Origin of the sequence: Planotetraspora sp. A-T 1434 (assembly GCF_025420585.1) — a bacterium.
GTDB lineage: Bacteria > Actinomycetota > Actinomycetes > Streptosporangiales > Streptosporangiaceae > JAOEGB01.
The window spans coordinates 42,597-58,603 of sequence record NZ_JAOEGB010000020.1; the positions used below are offsets into that span (position 1 = coordinate 42,597).

Below are 16,007 nucleotides of genomic sequence, written 5' to 3' on the forward strand. Positions count from 1 at the left end.
CTTCCGGCGGCAACCATAGTGCTTCTTAGGCAGTTATGTCCTTACTTGTGAAGCGAGACCATGCGATGGACCCGAAAACCACGATGTAGGCCGCGAATGCCAGCAGGCCGCGGCCCATGTCGTCGGTCGCCATCGGAGCCCGCAGCGCCCCGTTGAACGAGCTCCACCACGACGTCAGCAGGTAGGGCCGGATGGCCGAGATCTGCGGGATCGCGCCGAGCACCTGACCCACCACGACGAGCACGACGCTCGCCGCCACCGCGCCGATCGGGGCGTCGGTCAGCGTGGAGACCGCCAGCGCGATCGCGCCCAGGGCCGCCATCCCCGCCGCCGCGTAGAGCACGACGACCCCCACGCGGAGCAGCCCCTCGGCCGCCGGGATCGTCGTGCCGGACAGCAGCGTCACCGGCCCCACCGGGAACAGCGCCAGCCCGACGACGAGTGCCGACAACGCGACCACGGCACACGCGGCCAGGCAGTAGATCACGATGTTGACGTACTTCAGGACGAGCAGCCGCGTCCTGCCCGCCGGGGCGGCGAGCAGGTAGCGGAGCGTCCCCTGCGCGGCCTCGCCCGCGATCGCGTCCCCGGCCACCACCGACACCGCCAGCGGGAGCACCAGCGGCAGCATGATGAAGAAAGCGGCGAACGTGAGCACGAGCCCGTTGCCCGCCACCTGGCCGATGATCGAGCCGCCGTCGTCCCCCGCCACGACGCGGATCGCCACCCCGATCAGCACCGGCACGGCCGCGAGGACGCCCAGCATCGCGAGGTTCCGCGGCCGGCGGAAGGTCAGCCCGACCTCCGACGCCAGCAGCCTCATGTCATGCCTCGACATCGAAACCCTCCCCCGTCAAGCCGACGAACACGTCCTCCAGAGTGGGCCGCACGACCGTGAACCCCCGGACGGCCACGCCCCCGTGGACGAGCAGGGCGCAGATCCGCTCGGGGACGGCGTCACCGAGCTCGGCGGTGGCCTCGCCATCCCCGATCAGGACGCCGGCCAGCCCGGCCCCGTCCAGGACCGCCGCCGCCTCCTTCACGTCCGGCGTCTCCACGCGGAGCCGGGGGCGGCCGCCGCCCGACCGGAGCCCGGCGAGGGAGCCCTGCGCGACCAGCCGGCCCGTCCGCATGACGGCCGCGTGGGTGCACATCTGCTCGATCTCGGCGAGCAGGTGCGAGGAGACGAACACGGTGGTGTCGCCCGCCGCGATCTCCTTGATCAGCGCGCGCACCTCCCGGGTGCCCTGCGGGTCGAGGCCGTTCGTCGGCTCGTCGAGCACCAGCAGGTCCTTCGGACGCAGCAGCGTGGCGGCGATGGCGAGCCGCTGGCGCATGCCCAGCGAGTACGCCCGGTACCGCTTGCGGGCGGCGGCGCTCAGCCCCACCCGTTCGAGCGCCTCGCCGATGCGGCTCCTCGCCGTCCGGGCGTCGGCGCCCGGGTCGGCCGCGTCGAAGCGGCGCAGGTTGGCCTCGCCCGACAGGTACGGGTAGAAGGCCGGCCCCTCGATCAGGGCCCCCACCTCCCCGGCGACCGAGAAACCGCCGGAGGTTGGGGCGACGAGGCCGAGCAGCATGCGGATCGTCGTCGTCTTGCCCGAGCCGTTCGGCCCGAGGAACCCGAAGACCGACCCGCGCGGCACCGCCAGATCCAGGTGGTCGACGGCGATCTGCCCGCCGCGGAAGCGCTTCGTCAGGCCGGTGGTCACGATGGCGTGATCGCCCATGGCGGGCGGGGGCGCCCCGACGAGCGCCCCCGCTTCGGTCACCGCACTCATCCGGCCGTGCCCGCCGCCCTGTAGAGGACCTCGGGGGTGACCGCGCCCGCGATCAGCCGCCCGTCGTCGGTCACCAGGGCCGAGACGAGCTTGCTCCGCAGCAGCCGGCCGCTGCCCCAGGGCCCGCTGACCGGCGTGGCCGACTTCAGCACGCTCGCCAACGCCTGCGACGCGTCGGCCCCCTTGGACCCTCTGGACGATTCGGGCGATTCGGACGATTCGCTCGAGATGGGCGCCACGATCACGCTCTCCCAGCCCGAACCCACGACCCGTCCCCCGTCGCCTGGGCCCGGCTTACCGCCGCGCGGGCCCGGCCTGCCGTCGCCGTGCAGTGACGGGGTGGAGCCTTCCACGACCTTCGCGCCGGGCGGCGGCGTGAACGTGAAGTTCTCCGGAGCCGGAGGGGAGAACGTGACGGAGTCGAACCCGACCTCGAAGGCCGGCTCGGCCGCCCCCTTGGCGTAGACCTGGACCCGGAGCGGGATCAGCGTCTCCCCGTCGAGCGCCACCCTGACGTCCCTGACCAGCGAGGTGGCCGCCTTCGGCGTGAGGACGACCTCATAGGAGGCCCGTCCCGCGACCGTCGCGTCGTTCCCCACGCTGATCGCCGTGTCCCCGCCGGCCGCCTTCAGCGCCTCCTCCGCGGCCTTCTGCGGCGTCGCGAAAGACGGCAGAGGCGAGGGGGTGGTCTTCTCCCCGGCGGGGATCTTCAGGTGGGTCGCCTTGTTGTCGCCGCTGTCCCAGAACCAGACCTGGCCGCCGTTGGCGATGACGTCGGTCTCGCTCATCTCGCCGGGCAACATGACCCGGGCCTGTCCCGGCCCGCCGTACCAGACCTTGAGCTGGTGAGAGCCAGACAGCAGCGAGGTGGGCGAGCTCCCGCCGCCGCCGCCCACCCCGGGCAGGGCCGGAAGGCCGAGCGACGCGGTCTCGACGATGGTGCCGGACATCGGGGGGATCCGGCCGGTCTGCCACTTCTGCGCGGCGTCCGCGAGCAGTTGCTGAGCGGTGCGGTCCGGAAGGGACGGGTCGCCCTGGACGGCGGCGATCACCGGGCCCGTTCCGACGGCGGCCGCCACCACCGCGATCGCGGCGACGGGCACTCCCCATCTCACGACGCGTGCTGCCTTCGACATGTCACATCTCCACTATGGTCGGTGAAACCGGTCCCTGACTGTCGGTGAACCCGGCAACCGAAGCCTGCGCGATCGTTCCTGTGCCGGCGCTGAGACAGGCTGAGAGAGCTCTCAGCCACGCCGGTCCCCGACAGGACAAGATGGGGCAATGCGAGTGCTGGTGGTCGAGGATGAGCGGCGGATGGCGGCGGCGCTGCAGCGGGGACTGCAGGCGGAGGGGTTCGCCGTGGACCTGGCCTACGACGGCCGCGAGGGTCTGCACCTCGCCCGTCTGGGAGAGTACGACGCGGTGGTGCTCGACATCATGCTGCCGGGGATGTCCGGCTACAACGTGTGCAAGCAGCTTCGCGCCGAAGAGAACTGGGTGCCGATCCTGATGCTGTCGGCCAAGGACGGCGAGTATGACATGGCCGACGGCCTCGACCTCGGGGCCGACGACTACCTCACCAAGCCGTTCTCCTACGTCGTGCTGGTCGCGCGGCTCCGGGCCCTGCTGCGGCGCGGCGGGGCCCGCCGCCCGGCCGTGCTCACAGCGGGCGACCTCTCCCTCGACCCGGCGCGGCGGCTGGTGGCCCGTGGCGGCGCCCCGATCGAGCTGACCCCCCGCGAGTTCGCCCTGCTGGAGTTCCTGCTGCGGCGGCATGACGAGGTCGTGTCCAAGACCGAGATCCTGGAACACGTGTGGGACACCTACGACACCGACCCGAACGTGGTCGAGGTGTACGTCGGCTACCTCCGTCGCAAGATCGACGCGCCGTTCGGCCGCAACGCGCTCCAGACCGTCCGAGGTGTCGGTTACCGGCTGGCCGGCGATGGCGGCTGACCCCGTGGCTAATCCTGTGGCTAATCCTGTGGCTAATCCTGTGGCTAATCCTGGGGCTAATCCTGTGGCGTGGTGGCGGCGCAAGAGCCTGCGGTTCCGGCTCACCGCCACCGCCTCCGCCGTGCTCGCCCTCGCGCTGGCCACCTCCGCGTACGTCTTCGTCGGCGTGCTCGGACGGGCGCTGCTGTCGACGATCGACGACGAGGTGTACCGGCGCGGCCGTGAGGTGGTCGCCCTCTCCGACGCCGGCCGGCTGTCCGACCCGGTGGTCACCGTGGACAACACGATCGTCCAGGTGCTCGACCCGGCCGGGCGGATCGTGAACGCCACACCCAACACCGACCGCCTCGTCCCGCTGCTGCCGCCACGCGAGCGGGAGGCCGCCGTGCGCGCCGCGGCACCCCGGTTCGTGGACGGCAGGCCGTACGCGCTGCCGGGGCCGCTGTGCGTCAGGGTGCTGCGCGCGGACGGCGGCATGACCGTGATCGCGGCGCGGCCCTTCTCCGAGATCGGCAACGCGCTGACGACCACCGCCCACGTGCTGATCGTCGGCATGCCGCTGCTGCTGGCGCTGCTGGCCGCCGCGTCCTGGCTGGTCATCGGCCGCACGCTGCGCCCGATCGCGCTGCTGCGCCGGGGCGCGGCCGAGATCAGCGGGACCGAGCGCTCCCGGCGGCTGCCCGTGCCCGAGGCGCGCGACGAGGTCCACTCGCTGGCCGCCACCCTCAACGACATGCTGGCCCGGCTGGAGGAGGCCGACGCCCGCCAGCGGGCGCTCGTCTCCGACGCCGCCCACGAGCTGCGCAGCCCCCTCGCCAGCATCCGCGTCCAGCTGGAGGTCGCGCTCAGCCACCCGGAGGGACAGGACTGGAGGGAGACCGCGGAGGGCGTCCTGGAGGACACCCTCAGGCTCACCCGCCTGGCCGAGGACCTGCTCGCCCTCGCCCGGCTCGACGAGGGCCGTCCGGCCCGCCGGGAGCCGGTGGACCTCGCCGAGCTCGCGGCCCAGACCGCCGAGCGGTACGGCCTGACCCCCGAGATCGCCTCCCCCGCGACCGTCCTCGGCGACCCCCTCGACCTCGGGCGGGTGCTGACCAACCTGATCGACAACGCCGTACGGCACGCCGCCGCGACCGTGACCGTCGGGCTGCGCGCGGACGCCGGGACGGCCGAGCTGACCGTGACCGACGACGGCCCCGGAATCCCGGCAGAGGACAGGGAGCGGGTCTTCGACCGGTTCACCCGCCTGGACAGCGCGCGCAGCCGCGACGACGGCGGAGCCGGGCTCGGCCTCGCCATCGTCCGGACGACGGTGGAGGCCTACGGTGGCACGGTGCACCTGGAATCCGGGTGTCTGGAGGACGCCTCCCCCGGCCTCCGCGCCGTCGTGCGCCTACCCCTCAGGAGAACCACATGATCCCCCCGTACGGCAGGCCCGCGCAGGAGCTGCTGGCCGAGCTGTCCGCGCTGAAGGCCGCCGACCTTCCCGTCCGCGGCGGCAAGGTGACGGCGTACGTCTACGACACCGGCCGGCCGGAGGTCCACGAGGCGGCGCACCTGGCCTACGCGGAGATGCTCGAGGTCAACATGCTCGACCCCACGGCGTTCCCCAGCATGGTGGCGCTGGAGAAGGAGGTCGTCGGCGCGGTCGCCGAGCTGCTGGGGAGGCCCGGCGCCCCCGGGATCTTCACGAGCGGCGGCACCGAGTCGATCATGCTGGCCGTCAAGGCCGCCCGCGACTCCCGCCCGGGGGGCTCGCAGATCGTCGTGCCGGTCACGGCCCATCCGGCGTTCCACAAGGCCGCCCACTACCTCGGCCTGGAGGTCGTGCCGGTCCCGGTCGACCCGGTCACGTTCCGGGCCTCGACCGCCGCGGTCGAGGCCGCCATCGGGGAGCGGACGGTCCTCGTCGTGGCGTCGGCGCCGTCGTACCCGCAGGGCGTCGTGGACCCCGTCGAGGAGATCGCCGCGCTGGCGTCGTCGAAGGGCGTGCTGTGCCACGTGGACGCCTGCGTGGGCGGCTGGCTGCTGCCCTGGCTCCGCGAGGCGGGCGCGGACGTCCCGCCCTTCGATCTCGGCGTCCCGGGGGTCACGTCGATCTCCTGCGACCTGCACAAGTTCGGCTACGCGCCCAAGGGCGCCTCGGTGCTGCTGTTCCGGGACGCCGCCCTGCGCAGGAAGGCCTACTTCGCCTCAGCGGCCTGGCCCGGCTACACGATCATCAACGCCACCGTGCAGAGCTCCCGGTCGGCCGGTCCGCTCGGCGGGGCGTGGGCCACCCTCCGGTCGCTCGGCAGGGAGGGCTACCTGGAGCTGGGCCGTACGACGCTGGAGGCCACCCGGCGGCTGGTCAAGGGAGTCGGCGAGATCCCCGGCCTGCGGGTACTGGGCGAGCCGGAGGCGTCGCTCGTCGCGATCGCCGGGTCGCCGGAGGTCGACGTGTTCGTGGTGTCCGACGAGGCCCGGCGGCTCGGGTGGTTCCTCCAGCCGCAGCTGTCGTACGCCGGGATCCCGGCCAACCTCCACATCACGGTCACCGGCGTCACACTCGCCGGGATCGACGCGCTGCTGAAGGTCATCGCCGAGGCCGCCGAGGCGGCGCGCCGGAAGGGTCCCGCCGTGGTCCCGGACGGCCTGCCGGAGCTGATCGCCGGGCTCGACCTCGACGCGCTCGACGACGCGACGTTCACCGAGCTGGCCGCGTCGGTCGGCATCGAGCTCGGAGGGACCGACCTGGGAGGGATGGCCGTGGTGAACGCCGTGCTCGACGCCCTGCCCGCCGACACCCGCGAGACCGTCCTCGTCCGCTTCCTGTCGGCTATGTACGCGTGAGACGGCCCACCACGGCGAGAGCCGTACGGGCGCTCGCGGCGTCGTGGACGCGGAAGACCCGGGCGCCCTGCGCGGCCGAGACGGCGAGGGTGGCCAGCGTGCCGGCGTGGCGCTCCTCGACGGGGAGACCGCCGAGTGTCTCGCCCACGAAGTCCTTGTTGGAGACGGCGACCAGCACCGGCCAGCCGGTGGCCACCATCTCGCCGAGGCGCCTGCTGACCTCCAGCGAGTGCCAGGTGTTCTTGCCGAAGTCGTGGGCGGGGTCGATGAGGACGGCGTCCCGCCTGACCCCCAGCGAGACCGCCCGCTCCGCCAGGGCCGTCGTGTAACCGATGACGTCGCCCACCACGTCGGCGTAGGCGATGCGATGAGGCCTGGTGCGGGGCTCGACCCGCCCGGCGTGGGCGCAGACGAGGCCGATGCCGTACGTCGCGGCCACCTCGGCCAGCCCCGGGTCCACACCGCCCCAGGTGTCGTTCAGCAGGTCGGCCCCCGCCTCGGCGACGACCTTGGCCACCTCTGCCCGCCAGGTGTCCACACTGATGATCACATCGGGGTGGCGGTCGCGGACGGCGGCGACCACCTCGGCGACCCGGCGGATCTCCTCGGCCGGGTCGACCTCGTCCCCCGGACCGGCTTTGACGCCGCCGATGTCGACGATGTCCGCGCCCTCGTCGATCAGGCGGGAGGCGGCGTCGACGGCGGCGGTGAATCCGTAGGTCGCTCCCCTGTCGTAGAAGGAGTCGGGCGTGCGGTTGACCACGGCCATGACCGCGAAGTCGCCCGGCCCGAAGGAACGGCCTCGAAGGCGCAGAGTAGACATCAGAGTGGACATCGACGTCACCCTATCCCCTTTGGATCGCTCCAAAAGTGGTGCGCGACGATCAGGCGGCGGAGCCGCCTTCCGCGAGGGTCAGGAAGTCCTGCGCCATGACCGGCAGCCTCCGCCGGGCGTGCACCACCGCGATGATCTTCTTGAGCGAGGGGTCGAGCGTGCGGACGACGAGCCCGGCGCGGGCGGCCTGCTCGGCCATGCCGCGGTACCACAGCAGGGACGCCCTGCCCTCGCGCACGGCGCGCAGCCAGCCGCCGCGCTCGTCCGACTCCACCGCGGGGATGGGGCGGACGCCGTACGTCGCGAAGATCTGGTCGAACTCCCGCCGCCTCGGGCTGCCGGGGGCGGGCAGCACGAGCCGCATGCCGTTCAGCCGGGACACGGGCACGGGGTCGGGCAGGTCGGCGCCGGGGGGCGAGATCAGCACGATCTCCTGGCGTTCGAGCGGATGGCTGACGAGGTCGGTCGGCACCGGAAGATCGGTCAGGCCGAGGTCGGCGCGCTGCTCGCGGACCGCGCTGACCACGCCGTCACGTCCGTCGCACCGCACGATCTGCACGCGGATCCCCGGATGCTCCGCCACATAGGCGGGCAACAGGCGTCCCGCGAGCCCCGGCTCCAGGCTGGGAGTCGAGGCGATGCGGAGCTCCGCCCCGGCCGAGTGGCTGTGCGTCGCCAGCGCCTCGATCTCCCGGACGGCGTCGAGCGCCTCCCGGGCGAGCTTGACGACCCGGCGTCCCTGCGCGGTCACGACGACTCCCCTGCCGGAACGCGCGAAGAGCGTCATCCCGAGCTCGCGCTCCAGATCGCGGATCGCGCGGGAAAGCGCGGGCTGCGCGATGTAAAGCGATCTGGCGGCGTCGGTCATTGTGCGGTGCTCCGCGGTGGCGACCACATAACGGAGCTGCTGCAGATTCATGCGAAAAACGCTAGGGCAGACGAGCCCGGCGAATCCGGAACATCGCAGAGATCACCTCGGCTGATTACGTATTGTGCCCGAATACTGCTACATCCGTGACGGATGTTAAATCAGTATTGTTATGCCCCAAATATGCAGAGGGGGAAAAGTCGTGGCGCCGCAGCATCCGCAATACCGGCAGTATCCGCCGCCCCCGCCGCCGCCCGGCCCTCCACATGCCGCTCCACATGGCCCTCCGCATGGCGTGCCACATGCCCTGCCACCTGGGCCGCCGCCACCTGGCTGGATGCCGCCGCCACCGCCCGGCCCGCCGAGGGGCCCGTACGGCCCGCCGCGCTACACGCCGCCGAACTGGCGGCCGCCCAGGCGCAAGGCGGGGGCCGGCGTGCTGATCGGCGCCCTGGTCGGCGTGCTGGCGTTCGGATTCGTGGCTCTGGTGGTCGTGGGCGCTCTGCTCAAGGCGGCGCGCGGGCCCGAGCCGGTCTCCCCGATCGCGCTGCCGACCTTCACTCACGGGTCGTACGAGCCGTCGTCCCAGCCATCGGAGAAGCCGACCCCGCGGAGGCCCGAGCCGACGACGTCGCACACCGTCGCACCGGTGCTCGACCGGAGCCTGAAGAACAACAGACTTGTCCGGATATGGGGGCTAGAATCCCTACCCAAGCTTTACGGAGGAGAGAGCGGTGAACCATGCCCGGCGGGGGACCCGCTGACGCCACCGTCGCCGGCGGCGGAATGCCCGGAGGCACAGGTGGCCCCGGAGGCACAGGTGGCCCCGGAGGTGCGGACGGTCCCGGAGGTGCGGACGGTCCCGGCGGCACGAGGCGGCGGCAGCGGGAGACGGCTAAGGGGCCGCGGTACGCCCGTCCGCTCACGACCGCCTCGCTCATCGGCTGGACCGCCCTGTCGGCGTTGGTCCCCGGAGCCGCGCACCTGCGGGCGGGCAGGCGCCGTACGGGATTCGTCCTGCTGGGCACGTTCGGCCTCGCGCTGGTGGCGGTGGTCGCCTTCGCGCTGCAACTTTCGGGCAACGCGGGCGCCGCGGTCCGGCCCAGCACGCTGACGGCCATTATGATCGGCGCGGGGGTGTGCGCGCTCGCCTGGTTCGCGCTGGTGGTGCTCTCCTTCGTCGCGCTCCGCCCCCAGCTTCTCCCGCAGGGGGGCCAGGTCGTGGCCGGCGTCGTGGCCGGTGTGCTGTGCGTGTCCGTGATGGCCCCCTTCGCGCTCACCGCGAGCACCGTCAAGACGGGAAGCGAAACTCTCAACGACATGTTCAGGGGCCCAGCGGCCGGTTCGACCCCCTCCCCCGTCAGGGCCGAGGACCCGTGGAACGGCCGCAAGCGGGTGAACTTCCTGCTGGTCGGCGGGGACGCCGCCGGCAACCGGGTCGGCGTGCGCACCGACTCCATGACCGTGGCCAGCGTCAACATCGCCACCGGCAACACGGTGCTGTTCAGCCTGCCCCGCAACCTGCAGTTCGTGCGCTTCCCTCCGAGCAGCCCGCTCTCCAAGCAGTTCCCGAACGGGTTCAACGCCGAGGGGCAGGGCCTGCTCAACTCGGTGTGGTACTACGCCGAGAACAACCCGCAGGTCATGGGCGGCAAGCACAAGGGCCCCGAGGCCCTCAAGGACGCCATCGGCTACACGCTCGGCCTGCCCATCGACTACTACGCGATCGTCGACATGTTCGGCTTCGCCGCGCTGGTGGACGCGGTCGGCGGGCTCAGGATCCGCGTCGAGCGGGACATCAAGTGGGGCGGCCACTTCGGCACCGCCGGCACCATCAAGGCCGGCTACCGGACGCTCAGCGGCGAGGAGGTGCTCTGGTACGGCCGGTCGCGGGTGGACAGCGACGACTTCTCCCGGATGTCCCGCCAGCGCTGCGTCATCGGCGCGCTGGCGCAGCAGGTCACGCCCGCCACCGTGCTGGCCAACTTCACCAGGATCGCCCAGGCCGCGCGGCACATGTTCCAGACCGACATCCCGCGTGACCTTCTGGAGCATCTGGTCCCGCTCGGCCTCAAGGTGAAGGGTGCCAAGATCACCAGCCTGCAGTTCGTGCCGCCCTTGATCTATCCCGGCAACGCCGACTGGAACAAGATCAGGACGCTGGTGAGGCAGGCGATCAGGGAGTCCATGGCCGACAGCCGCGTCGTCGCCGCCGGCACGGCGCCCTCGGCGACGTCACCGGCGACGTCGGGGACCTCTTCCGGGACGCCTTCGGAAACGCCTTCGGCCAGTCCCAGTCCGACGGCTTCCACGCCCCTCCAGACGCCCACGCCGAACGGCAAGGCCAAGAGCCTCGCGGAGCTGTGCGGCTTCTAGCCGAAATCTGGTTGAGCGGAAAGCATGGCGCGACCGAATCGGAATCAATAGGACACGCCTCGCCACAGCCGAAGCGATCCAGCGTGACAGGAAAAGGAACCGCGTAATTCCAGCTCATCTCGCAGGCGGAGAGCATCGGCCATTTGGCACGACAAAGATCTCGGATACGTGAGGATTATTTCGCTCCGCCCCTAAGCTCGATTTTGGATTAGGGACCAAACCGGTGGACGGGCCTTACGACATGCACCACTGTGATTACGTATCGTTCGCCACTAGTCACGGAGTGAAGTTGACGTGCGCGTACTCATCCAGCTGCGTCCCGGTCTCGACCTGGTCGCCGCCGTGGCCGACCCGTCGGTCGTCACCAGCGCCTCGGACGTCGCCGACGGGCTGCCCGGGGTGGTCCTGGACCGCTCGTTCACGCCCGTCGCGGTCCCCCGCCCGATTCCCGCCGCACCCGGCGGCGACCCCCTGTCGCTCAACCAGCCGCTGATCTACTCCATGGCCCCCGACGAGGCGTCCGTACTCGTCCGGGGAGAGATCGCCGACGACGAGATCTCCACCCGCGTCTCGCTGCTGCCCGCCTCCCACAGGGATGTCGTGGGCGTCTTCGCGGACCCGAAGATCGAAAAGACGCTCACCTGCGGCGGCGACGACCCGGTGGGCGACTGGCACGACGTGGAGCGCCTGCTGAGGGTTGCCGACCTGGCGGCCGAAGGGCTGGACGGCTCCGGCGTCGCTCTCGCCATCGCCGACACCGGCATCAACGCCGCCCACGTCACCAAGGCACTGGGCCGCGGACTGACCATCGACAAGGAGCGGAGCTGGAGCCCCTCGGGTGTCACGGGCATCCCCGGCGAGTTCGACGTCGACCACGGCTCGATGTGCGCGTTCGACGCCCTCATCGCCGCGCCGCAGGCGTCGCTGATCGACGTCTCCGTGCTGCTCTCACAGCGCTCGGGCGGTTCCGAGCTCGATGGCCTGCTCTCCGACGCGATCGCCGCGTACGCGCACCTGCGCGGCGTCCTGGACGCCCAGCCCGCCGAGTCGCGGGCACTCGTGATCAGCAACAGCTGGGGGTCGTTCTCACCGCGGTGGGACTTCCCTCCAGGCCATCCCGGCAACTACTCGGACAACCCGGCCCATCCGTTCAACGTCATCGTGGGCAGCCTCGCCCAGGCGGGCGCGGACATCCTCTTCGCCGCCGGGAACTGCGGGAGGGAGTGCAAGGACGGCCGGTGCGCCTACCCCGACCGGCCCATCGCCGGGGCCAACTCCCACGGCCGGGTGCTGTCGATCGCCGGGGTCGACACCGACGGCGACCGCGTCGGCTACTCCTCCCAGGGCCCCGGACGGCTCACCGCCCGAAAGCCCGACGTCTGCGCGTACACCCATTTCTCCGGATCCAGGGCCTTCGGCGACGCCGAGCCCGACTCCGGCACCTCGGCCGCCTGCCCGGTGGCCGCCGGGCTGGTCGCCGCGATCCGGACCCAATGGTCCTCGGCCGAGCTGCCCCCGAGCCAGCTCCGGACCCTGCTCCGCCGTACGGCCGATGATCGCGGCGTCGTGGGGTATGACTACGACTACGGATACGGCGTGTTGGATGTCGCCGGCATCATCGCGGCCCTCCGGCGGAGGGCGGCGAAGGCGGCCTGAGACGAGGGAGCGCCACCGTGACCAGCGTGCTCATCACCGTACGGCTCCCACGCGACGCGACTCTCGAGTCCGCCATGCGGAAGCTGGAGCTTGCCGAGGACGAGGTGGACGGCTCCTACGGCCTCGTGCCCATCGACCCCGACGAGGGCCTGTACGCCCTGCGGGTCTCCGAGGAGACCGGCCGCCGGATCCACGCGGCGGCCGGAGACTCCACCCACTATCCGGGCCCCTACTCCAACCCCCGCATCGAGCCCTACGGCCCGCCGTCCTAACGGTTTGGAGAGCGTCGCACCGGATACCGGTCCGCTATCGCGTCTACGGCAGGAGCCGGCGCGGTCCGCGGCCCCCGCGCCTGAGGCCGCTTCTCAGCGCCGCGCGTGGCGCTCGAACTCATGGTCATACCGTCACTGTGGCAGTCCTCGGACCGCAGGCGCAGAGCCGAAAGGACCGTGTGGCAGGGACTTCCAGCCCCACCCCAGTGGCCCGGATCGATCCTGGCGAGACACCCCTGGCCTGAAGATCGCGTATGGACCTGGCTCGGCCGTTGACATTACGGTGGAGACCGTCTTTCGATGCGAGGTGGCCATGGCGGATCAGAGCTCGGGCGGCGGGGCACCTGCCGGCGTCACAGGGCGCATCAGCGGGGCGCTGCGGTCGTTCTTCCAGTGGCTCTCCGGCACCGACGGGTTCGCCTGGATCGCCCCGAAGATCGTGCCGCACGCCGATCGGCTGGTGTACCGGCTCAGCGGCGGCAGGATCCTCATGGGCGACCAGGTGATCCCCCACCTCCTCCTCACGACGACGGGCAGCAAGAGCGGCGAGCCACGACAGACGCCGCTGGCCTGCCGGCCCGAGCCCGACGGCTCGTTCCTGGTCGTGGGCAGCAACTTCGGGCGTGAGAGCCACCCGGCCTGGACGTCGAACCTGATCAAGACGCCCGTGGCGAAGGTCGGCTTCCGCGGCAGGGAGATGGCCGTCACCGCAGTGCTGCTCCAAGGCGCCGAACGGGACGACGCCTGGCAGCGCCTGCTCGCCAACTGGCCGCTCTACGAGCGCTACACGGAGAAGTCCGGCCGGGAGCTGCGCGTCTTCAGGCTGACGCCGGCATGACCGCGCCGTCGTGGGTTGTGTCGGGGCCGCCGGGGTCGGGCAAGTCGACGGTCTGCGCGATCCTGCTGCGCCATCTCGATCCGGTTCCGGCCCTGCTGGACAAGGACACGCTCTACGGCGGCTTCGTCGAGGCCACCCTCGCGACGCACGGCAGGCCGCCGGGCGAGCGGGAGGGCCCCTGGTATGACGAGCACATCAAGCGGTACGAGTACGCCGGGCTCACGGCCACGGCGAGGGAGATCCGCGCGCACGGCTGCCCGGTGATGCTGGGCGGGCCCTTCACGAGCCAGGTCCACGACGCGGGGCTGTGGGAGAAGTGGGTCGCCGAGCTCGGGGGTCCGGACGTGCGTCTCGTCTGGGTGCGGTCGGACGCCGCCACCCTGCGCGAACGCCTCACCGCGCGTGGCTCGCACCGGGACGGTCAGAAGCTCGACCGGTTCGAGGAGTTCTTGAAGGCGATCAGGGTCGACGAGCCGCCGGCCGTGCCGTACGTCGAGATCGACAACCGTCTCGGCGCCCCGTCCCTCGATGAGCAGATCGGCCGGGTCGCGGCGGCGTGATCAGGAGGAGACCCGGTCGAGCAGGGTCTCGCGGAGACTCTGGATCTCCGCCCTGAGTGCCATGACCTCCGCCAGGACGGTCTGGTCAGGGGTCTGCTCGCCTCGGTGCTCCTCCTCCATCGCGCTCACCACGACCGCGATGAAGAGGTTGAGGACCACGAACGTGCAGATGAGCACGAACACAACGAAGAACACCCAGGCCGAGGGGTGCGTCACCATCAACTCGCGGGTGATCTCCGACCAGCCGTCGCCGGTCATGACCTGGAACAGTGTGAAGAGCGAGGTCGGCAGGTCGCCGAAATACCGGGGAGAGGCGGTGCCGTACAGCCTGGTGCCCATGACGGCGGCGACGTAGAGGACCAGCCCGAGGAGGACGACGATCGAGGTCATCCCCGGCACGGCCGTCAGCAGGGCGGAGACGACGCGCCGCAGCGACGGCACGACCGAGATGAGCCGCAGGGCGCGGAGCACGCGCAGTGCCCGGAGCACGGACAGGCCGCCGGCGGTGGGCAGGAACGAGAAGCCGATGATGATCGCGTCAAAGACGTTCCACGGGTCGCGTAAGAAGCGGAGGCGGTAGACGTAGATCTTGGCCAGCAGTTCGGCCACGAAGACGTACAGCGCGACGTGGTCGACGACGTGCAGCGCCACGCCGTAGCGGGCGATGGCCTGAGGCGAGGTCTCGACGCCCAGCGTGGCGGCGTTGACCAGGATCACCACGATGATCAGCTGCTGGAACCGCTTCGACTCGATCACGCGGCGGACGCGCTCACGCACACATGCTCCTGGGGGGTGACTCGGTGGGCGCAACCAGTTATACCGGTGTCGCGTCCCCGGGCGAGCCGCCCGCCCCCGGCGTCAGCGGGGCGTCGCCGCGTCGATGGCGTCCGCCGACAGGACGTGGTCGATGACGAGGAGGGCACAACCGGTGATGCCTGCGCCGGGCCCCAGGCGGCTGCGCTCGATCCGCAGGCTCCGCGTCGAGAGCTGCGTCGATCGCTGGTAGACGACCTCGCGGACGCCCGACACCAGCGGCTGGAACATCTCGGCCACGTCTCCTCCAAGCACGACGACGGCCGGGTTGAGCAGGTTGACCGCGCCGGAGATGACCTCGCCCAGCCAGCGGCCGGCCTGCCGTACGACGGCCATGGTCTCGGCGTCGCCCGCGCGGACCAGGGCGGTCACGTCGGCGAGCGACAGCACGTCGCGGCCCTTGGCGCGGAGGTCGCGCAGGATGGCCGTGCCGCTGGCCACGGAGTCGACGCAGTCGAGGTTGCCGCAGCGGCACAGAACCCCGCCACCGTCCCTGACCGGGATGTGGCCGATCTCGCCGGCCGCGCCGAGAGCGCCGCGCAGGATGCTCCCCCCGGAGATCACTCCGGCGCCGATCCGGGTGGAGACCTTCACGAAGAGCAGGTCGTCGAGCTCGGAGGCGTAGGCGACGCGGTGCTCACCCATCGCGATGACGTTCACGTCGTTGTCGACCAGCACGGGCACGGGGTAGCGCGCCGCGATGATCGGCGGAATGACCACGCCGGTCCAGCTCGCCATCACGCGGGCGCTCTCGGTGCGGCCCGCGGCGAACTCGACCGTCGCCGGGACGCCGAGGCCGACGCCCACCACGGAGCCCTGGCCGTCGAGCAGCTTCTCCCAGGTGTCCATGACCAGGGGCAGCACGACGTCGGGGCCCTCCTCGACATCGATGTCGAGATCGGTCCGGAGCAGCACCTCGCCGGCGAGGTCGCAGATCGCGATCTGAGTACGGCTCGCGCCGAGCGAGGCGACGAGGACGACGCCCCCGGCGGCGTTGAAGCGCAGCCGGACCGGTGGGCGGCCGCCGGTCGAGGGCCCTTCGGCGTCCTCCACGATCAGCCCGCGCTGGAGCAGCTCGGAGACACGATGGGCGACGGCGGGGCGTGACAGCCCCGTAACGCGCCCGATGTCGGCGCGCGTGAGCGCCTCCCCGCTCCGGATGAGCTGGAGGACTTCGCCGGTGGTCGCAAGACGTGTCATCAACCAGAAGTGAAGCACAA

General features: G+C 71.5%; 16 protein-coding genes. 8 read left to right on the forward strand and 8 right to left on the reverse strand.

Annotated elements, in window-relative coordinates:
• Positions 1-25: 25 nt before the first annotated feature.
• From N5079_RS24300 to N5079_RS24310, 3 genes are read right to left on the reverse strand one after another with little or no spacing between them, the layout of a single operon-like run.
• Entirely contained in the window at positions 26-838 is an 813-nt protein-coding gene (locus tag N5079_RS24300; RefSeq protein WP_261586328.1) for an ABC transporter permease, read from the reverse strand.
• Positions 825-1,769, reverse strand: coding sequence for an ABC transporter ATP-binding protein (locus tag N5079_RS24305; RefSeq protein ID WP_261586329.1), 945 nt, complete (start codon positions 1,767-1,769; stop codon positions 825-827). Before N5079_RS24305 ends, N5079_RS24300 begins: the two co-directional genes overlap by 14 nt.
• Positions 1,770-1,774: 5 nt before the next feature.
• A complete protein-coding gene (locus N5079_RS24310) occupies positions 1,775-2,914 on the reverse strand; it encodes a LolA family protein (RefSeq protein ID WP_261586330.1) in 1,140 nt (379 codons plus the stop codon).
• Positions 2,915-3,062: 148 nt separating this feature from the next.
• On the opposite strand from N5079_RS24310, the gene N5079_RS24315 reads away from it, so the two are divergent.
• From N5079_RS24315 to N5079_RS24325, 3 genes are all read left to right on the forward strand, one after another.
• A complete protein-coding gene (locus tag N5079_RS24315) occupies positions 3,063-3,737 on the forward strand; it encodes a response regulator transcription factor (RefSeq protein WP_261586331.1) in 675 nt (224 codons plus the stop codon).
• Between the two features lie 64 nt (positions 3,738-3,801).
• On the forward strand, positions 3,802-5,154 hold the full coding sequence (locus N5079_RS24320) for a sensor histidine kinase (protein ID WP_261586332.1): 1,353 nt from the start codon (positions 3,802-3,804) through the stop codon (positions 5,152-5,154).
• Entirely contained in the window at positions 5,151-6,569 is a 1,419-nt protein-coding gene (locus tag N5079_RS24325; RefSeq protein ID WP_261586333.1) for a pyridoxal phosphate-dependent decarboxylase family protein, read from the forward strand. The genes N5079_RS24320 and N5079_RS24325 overlap by 4 nt, the downstream gene beginning before the upstream one ends.
• Here N5079_RS24325 and folP read toward each other — a convergent pair.
• The 3 genes from folP to N5079_RS24340 form a co-directional block, all read right to left on the reverse strand.
• A complete protein-coding gene (gene folP, locus N5079_RS24330; RefSeq protein WP_261586334.1) occupies positions 6,556-7,404 on the reverse strand; it encodes a dihydropteroate synthase in 849 nt (282 codons plus the stop codon). The two genes, N5079_RS24325 and folP, sit on opposite strands and share 14 nt — an antisense overlap.
• A 49-nt stretch (positions 7,405-7,453) precedes the next feature.
• Entirely contained in the window at positions 7,454-8,323 is an 870-nt protein-coding gene (locus tag N5079_RS24335) for a LysR family transcriptional regulator (RefSeq protein ID WP_261586335.1), read from the reverse strand.
• Positions 8,324-8,659: 336 nt separating this feature from the next.
• Positions 8,660-8,833, reverse strand: coding sequence for a hypothetical protein (locus tag N5079_RS24340; protein WP_261586336.1), 174 nt, complete (start codon positions 8,831-8,833; stop codon positions 8,660-8,662).
• A gap of 180 nt (positions 8,834-9,013) precedes the next feature.
• On the opposite strand from N5079_RS24340, the gene N5079_RS24345 reads away from it, so the two are divergent.
• From N5079_RS24345 to N5079_RS24365, 5 genes are all read left to right on the forward strand, one after another.
• Positions 9,014-10,648 carry an LCP family protein gene (locus N5079_RS24345; RefSeq protein WP_261586337.1) on the forward strand — a complete coding sequence of 545 codons (1,635 nt, stop codon included), beginning with the start codon at positions 9,014-9,016 and terminating at the stop codon, positions 10,646-10,648.
• A gap of 294 nt (positions 10,649-10,942) precedes the next feature.
• On the forward strand, positions 10,943-12,304 hold the full coding sequence (locus tag N5079_RS24350; protein WP_261586338.1) for a S8 family peptidase: 1,362 nt from the start codon (positions 10,943-10,945) through the stop codon (positions 12,302-12,304).
• Between the two features lie 17 nt (positions 12,305-12,321).
• Positions 12,322-12,576, forward strand: a complete 255-nt coding sequence (locus tag N5079_RS24355) for a hypothetical protein (RefSeq protein ID WP_261586339.1) — start codon at positions 12,322-12,324, stop codon at positions 12,574-12,576.
• Positions 12,577-12,889: 313 nt separating this feature from the next.
• Complete coding sequence (locus N5079_RS24360) at positions 12,890-13,414, forward strand: nitroreductase family deazaflavin-dependent oxidoreductase (RefSeq protein WP_261586340.1); 525 nt, start codon at positions 12,890-12,892, stop codon at positions 13,412-13,414.
• Positions 13,411-13,974, forward strand: a complete 564-nt coding sequence (locus tag N5079_RS24365) for an AAA family ATPase (protein ID WP_261586341.1) — start codon at positions 13,411-13,413, stop codon at positions 13,972-13,974. The genes N5079_RS24360 and N5079_RS24365 overlap by 4 nt, the downstream gene beginning before the upstream one ends.
• Here the strand turns inward: N5079_RS24365 and N5079_RS24370 are convergent, their stop codons facing one another.
• Both N5079_RS24370 and N5079_RS24375 read right to left on the reverse strand, forming a co-directional pair.
• On the reverse strand, positions 13,975-14,751 hold the full coding sequence (locus N5079_RS24370; RefSeq protein ID WP_261586342.1) for an ion transporter: 777 nt from the start codon (positions 14,749-14,751) through the stop codon (positions 13,975-13,977).
• Positions 14,752-14,832: 81 nt separating this feature from the next.
• Positions 14,833-15,987, reverse strand: a complete 1,155-nt coding sequence (locus tag N5079_RS24375) for an ROK family transcriptional regulator (RefSeq protein WP_261586343.1) — start codon at positions 15,985-15,987, stop codon at positions 14,833-14,835.
• Positions 15,988-16,007: the final 20 nt, after the last annotated feature.

What these genes read in the sequence shown, in the direction of transcription:
- N5079_RS24300 (WP_261586328.1), bottom strand. Translation starts at nt 838, where the DNA reads ATGTCGAGGCATGACATGAGGCTGCTGGCGTCGGAGGTCGGGCTGACC.
- N5079_RS24310 (WP_261586330.1), bottom strand. Translation starts at nt 2,914, where the DNA reads ATGTCGAAGGCAGCACGCGTCGTGAGATGGGGAGTGCCCGTCGCCGCG.
- N5079_RS24315 (WP_261586331.1), top strand. Translation starts at nt 3,063, where the DNA reads ATGCGAGTGCTGGTGGTCGAGGATGAGCGGCGGATGGCGGCGGCGCTG.
- N5079_RS24325 (WP_261586333.1), top strand. Translation starts at nt 5,151, where the DNA reads ATGATCCCCCCGTACGGCAGGCCCGCGCAGGAGCTGCTGGCCGAGCTG.
- folP (WP_261586334.1), bottom strand. Translation starts at nt 7,404, where the DNA reads ATGTCCACTCTGATGTCTACTCTGCGCCTTCGAGGCCGTTCCTTCGGG.
- N5079_RS24335 (WP_261586335.1), bottom strand. Translation starts at nt 8,323, where the DNA reads ATGAATCTGCAGCAGCTCCGTTATGTGGTCGCCACCGCGGAGCACCGC.
- N5079_RS24345 (WP_261586337.1), top strand. Translation starts at nt 9,014, where the DNA reads ATGCCCGGCGGGGGACCCGCTGACGCCACCGTCGCCGGCGGCGGAATG.
- N5079_RS24360 (WP_261586340.1), top strand. Translation starts at nt 12,890, where the DNA reads ATGGCGGATCAGAGCTCGGGCGGCGGGGCACCTGCCGGCGTCACAGGG.
- N5079_RS24365 (WP_261586341.1), top strand. Translation starts at nt 13,411, where the DNA reads ATGACCGCGCCGTCGTGGGTTGTGTCGGGGCCGCCGGGGTCGGGCAAG.
- N5079_RS24375 (WP_261586343.1), bottom strand. Translation starts at nt 15,987, where the DNA reads ATGACACGTCTTGCGACCACCGGCGAAGTCCTCCAGCTCATCCGGAGC.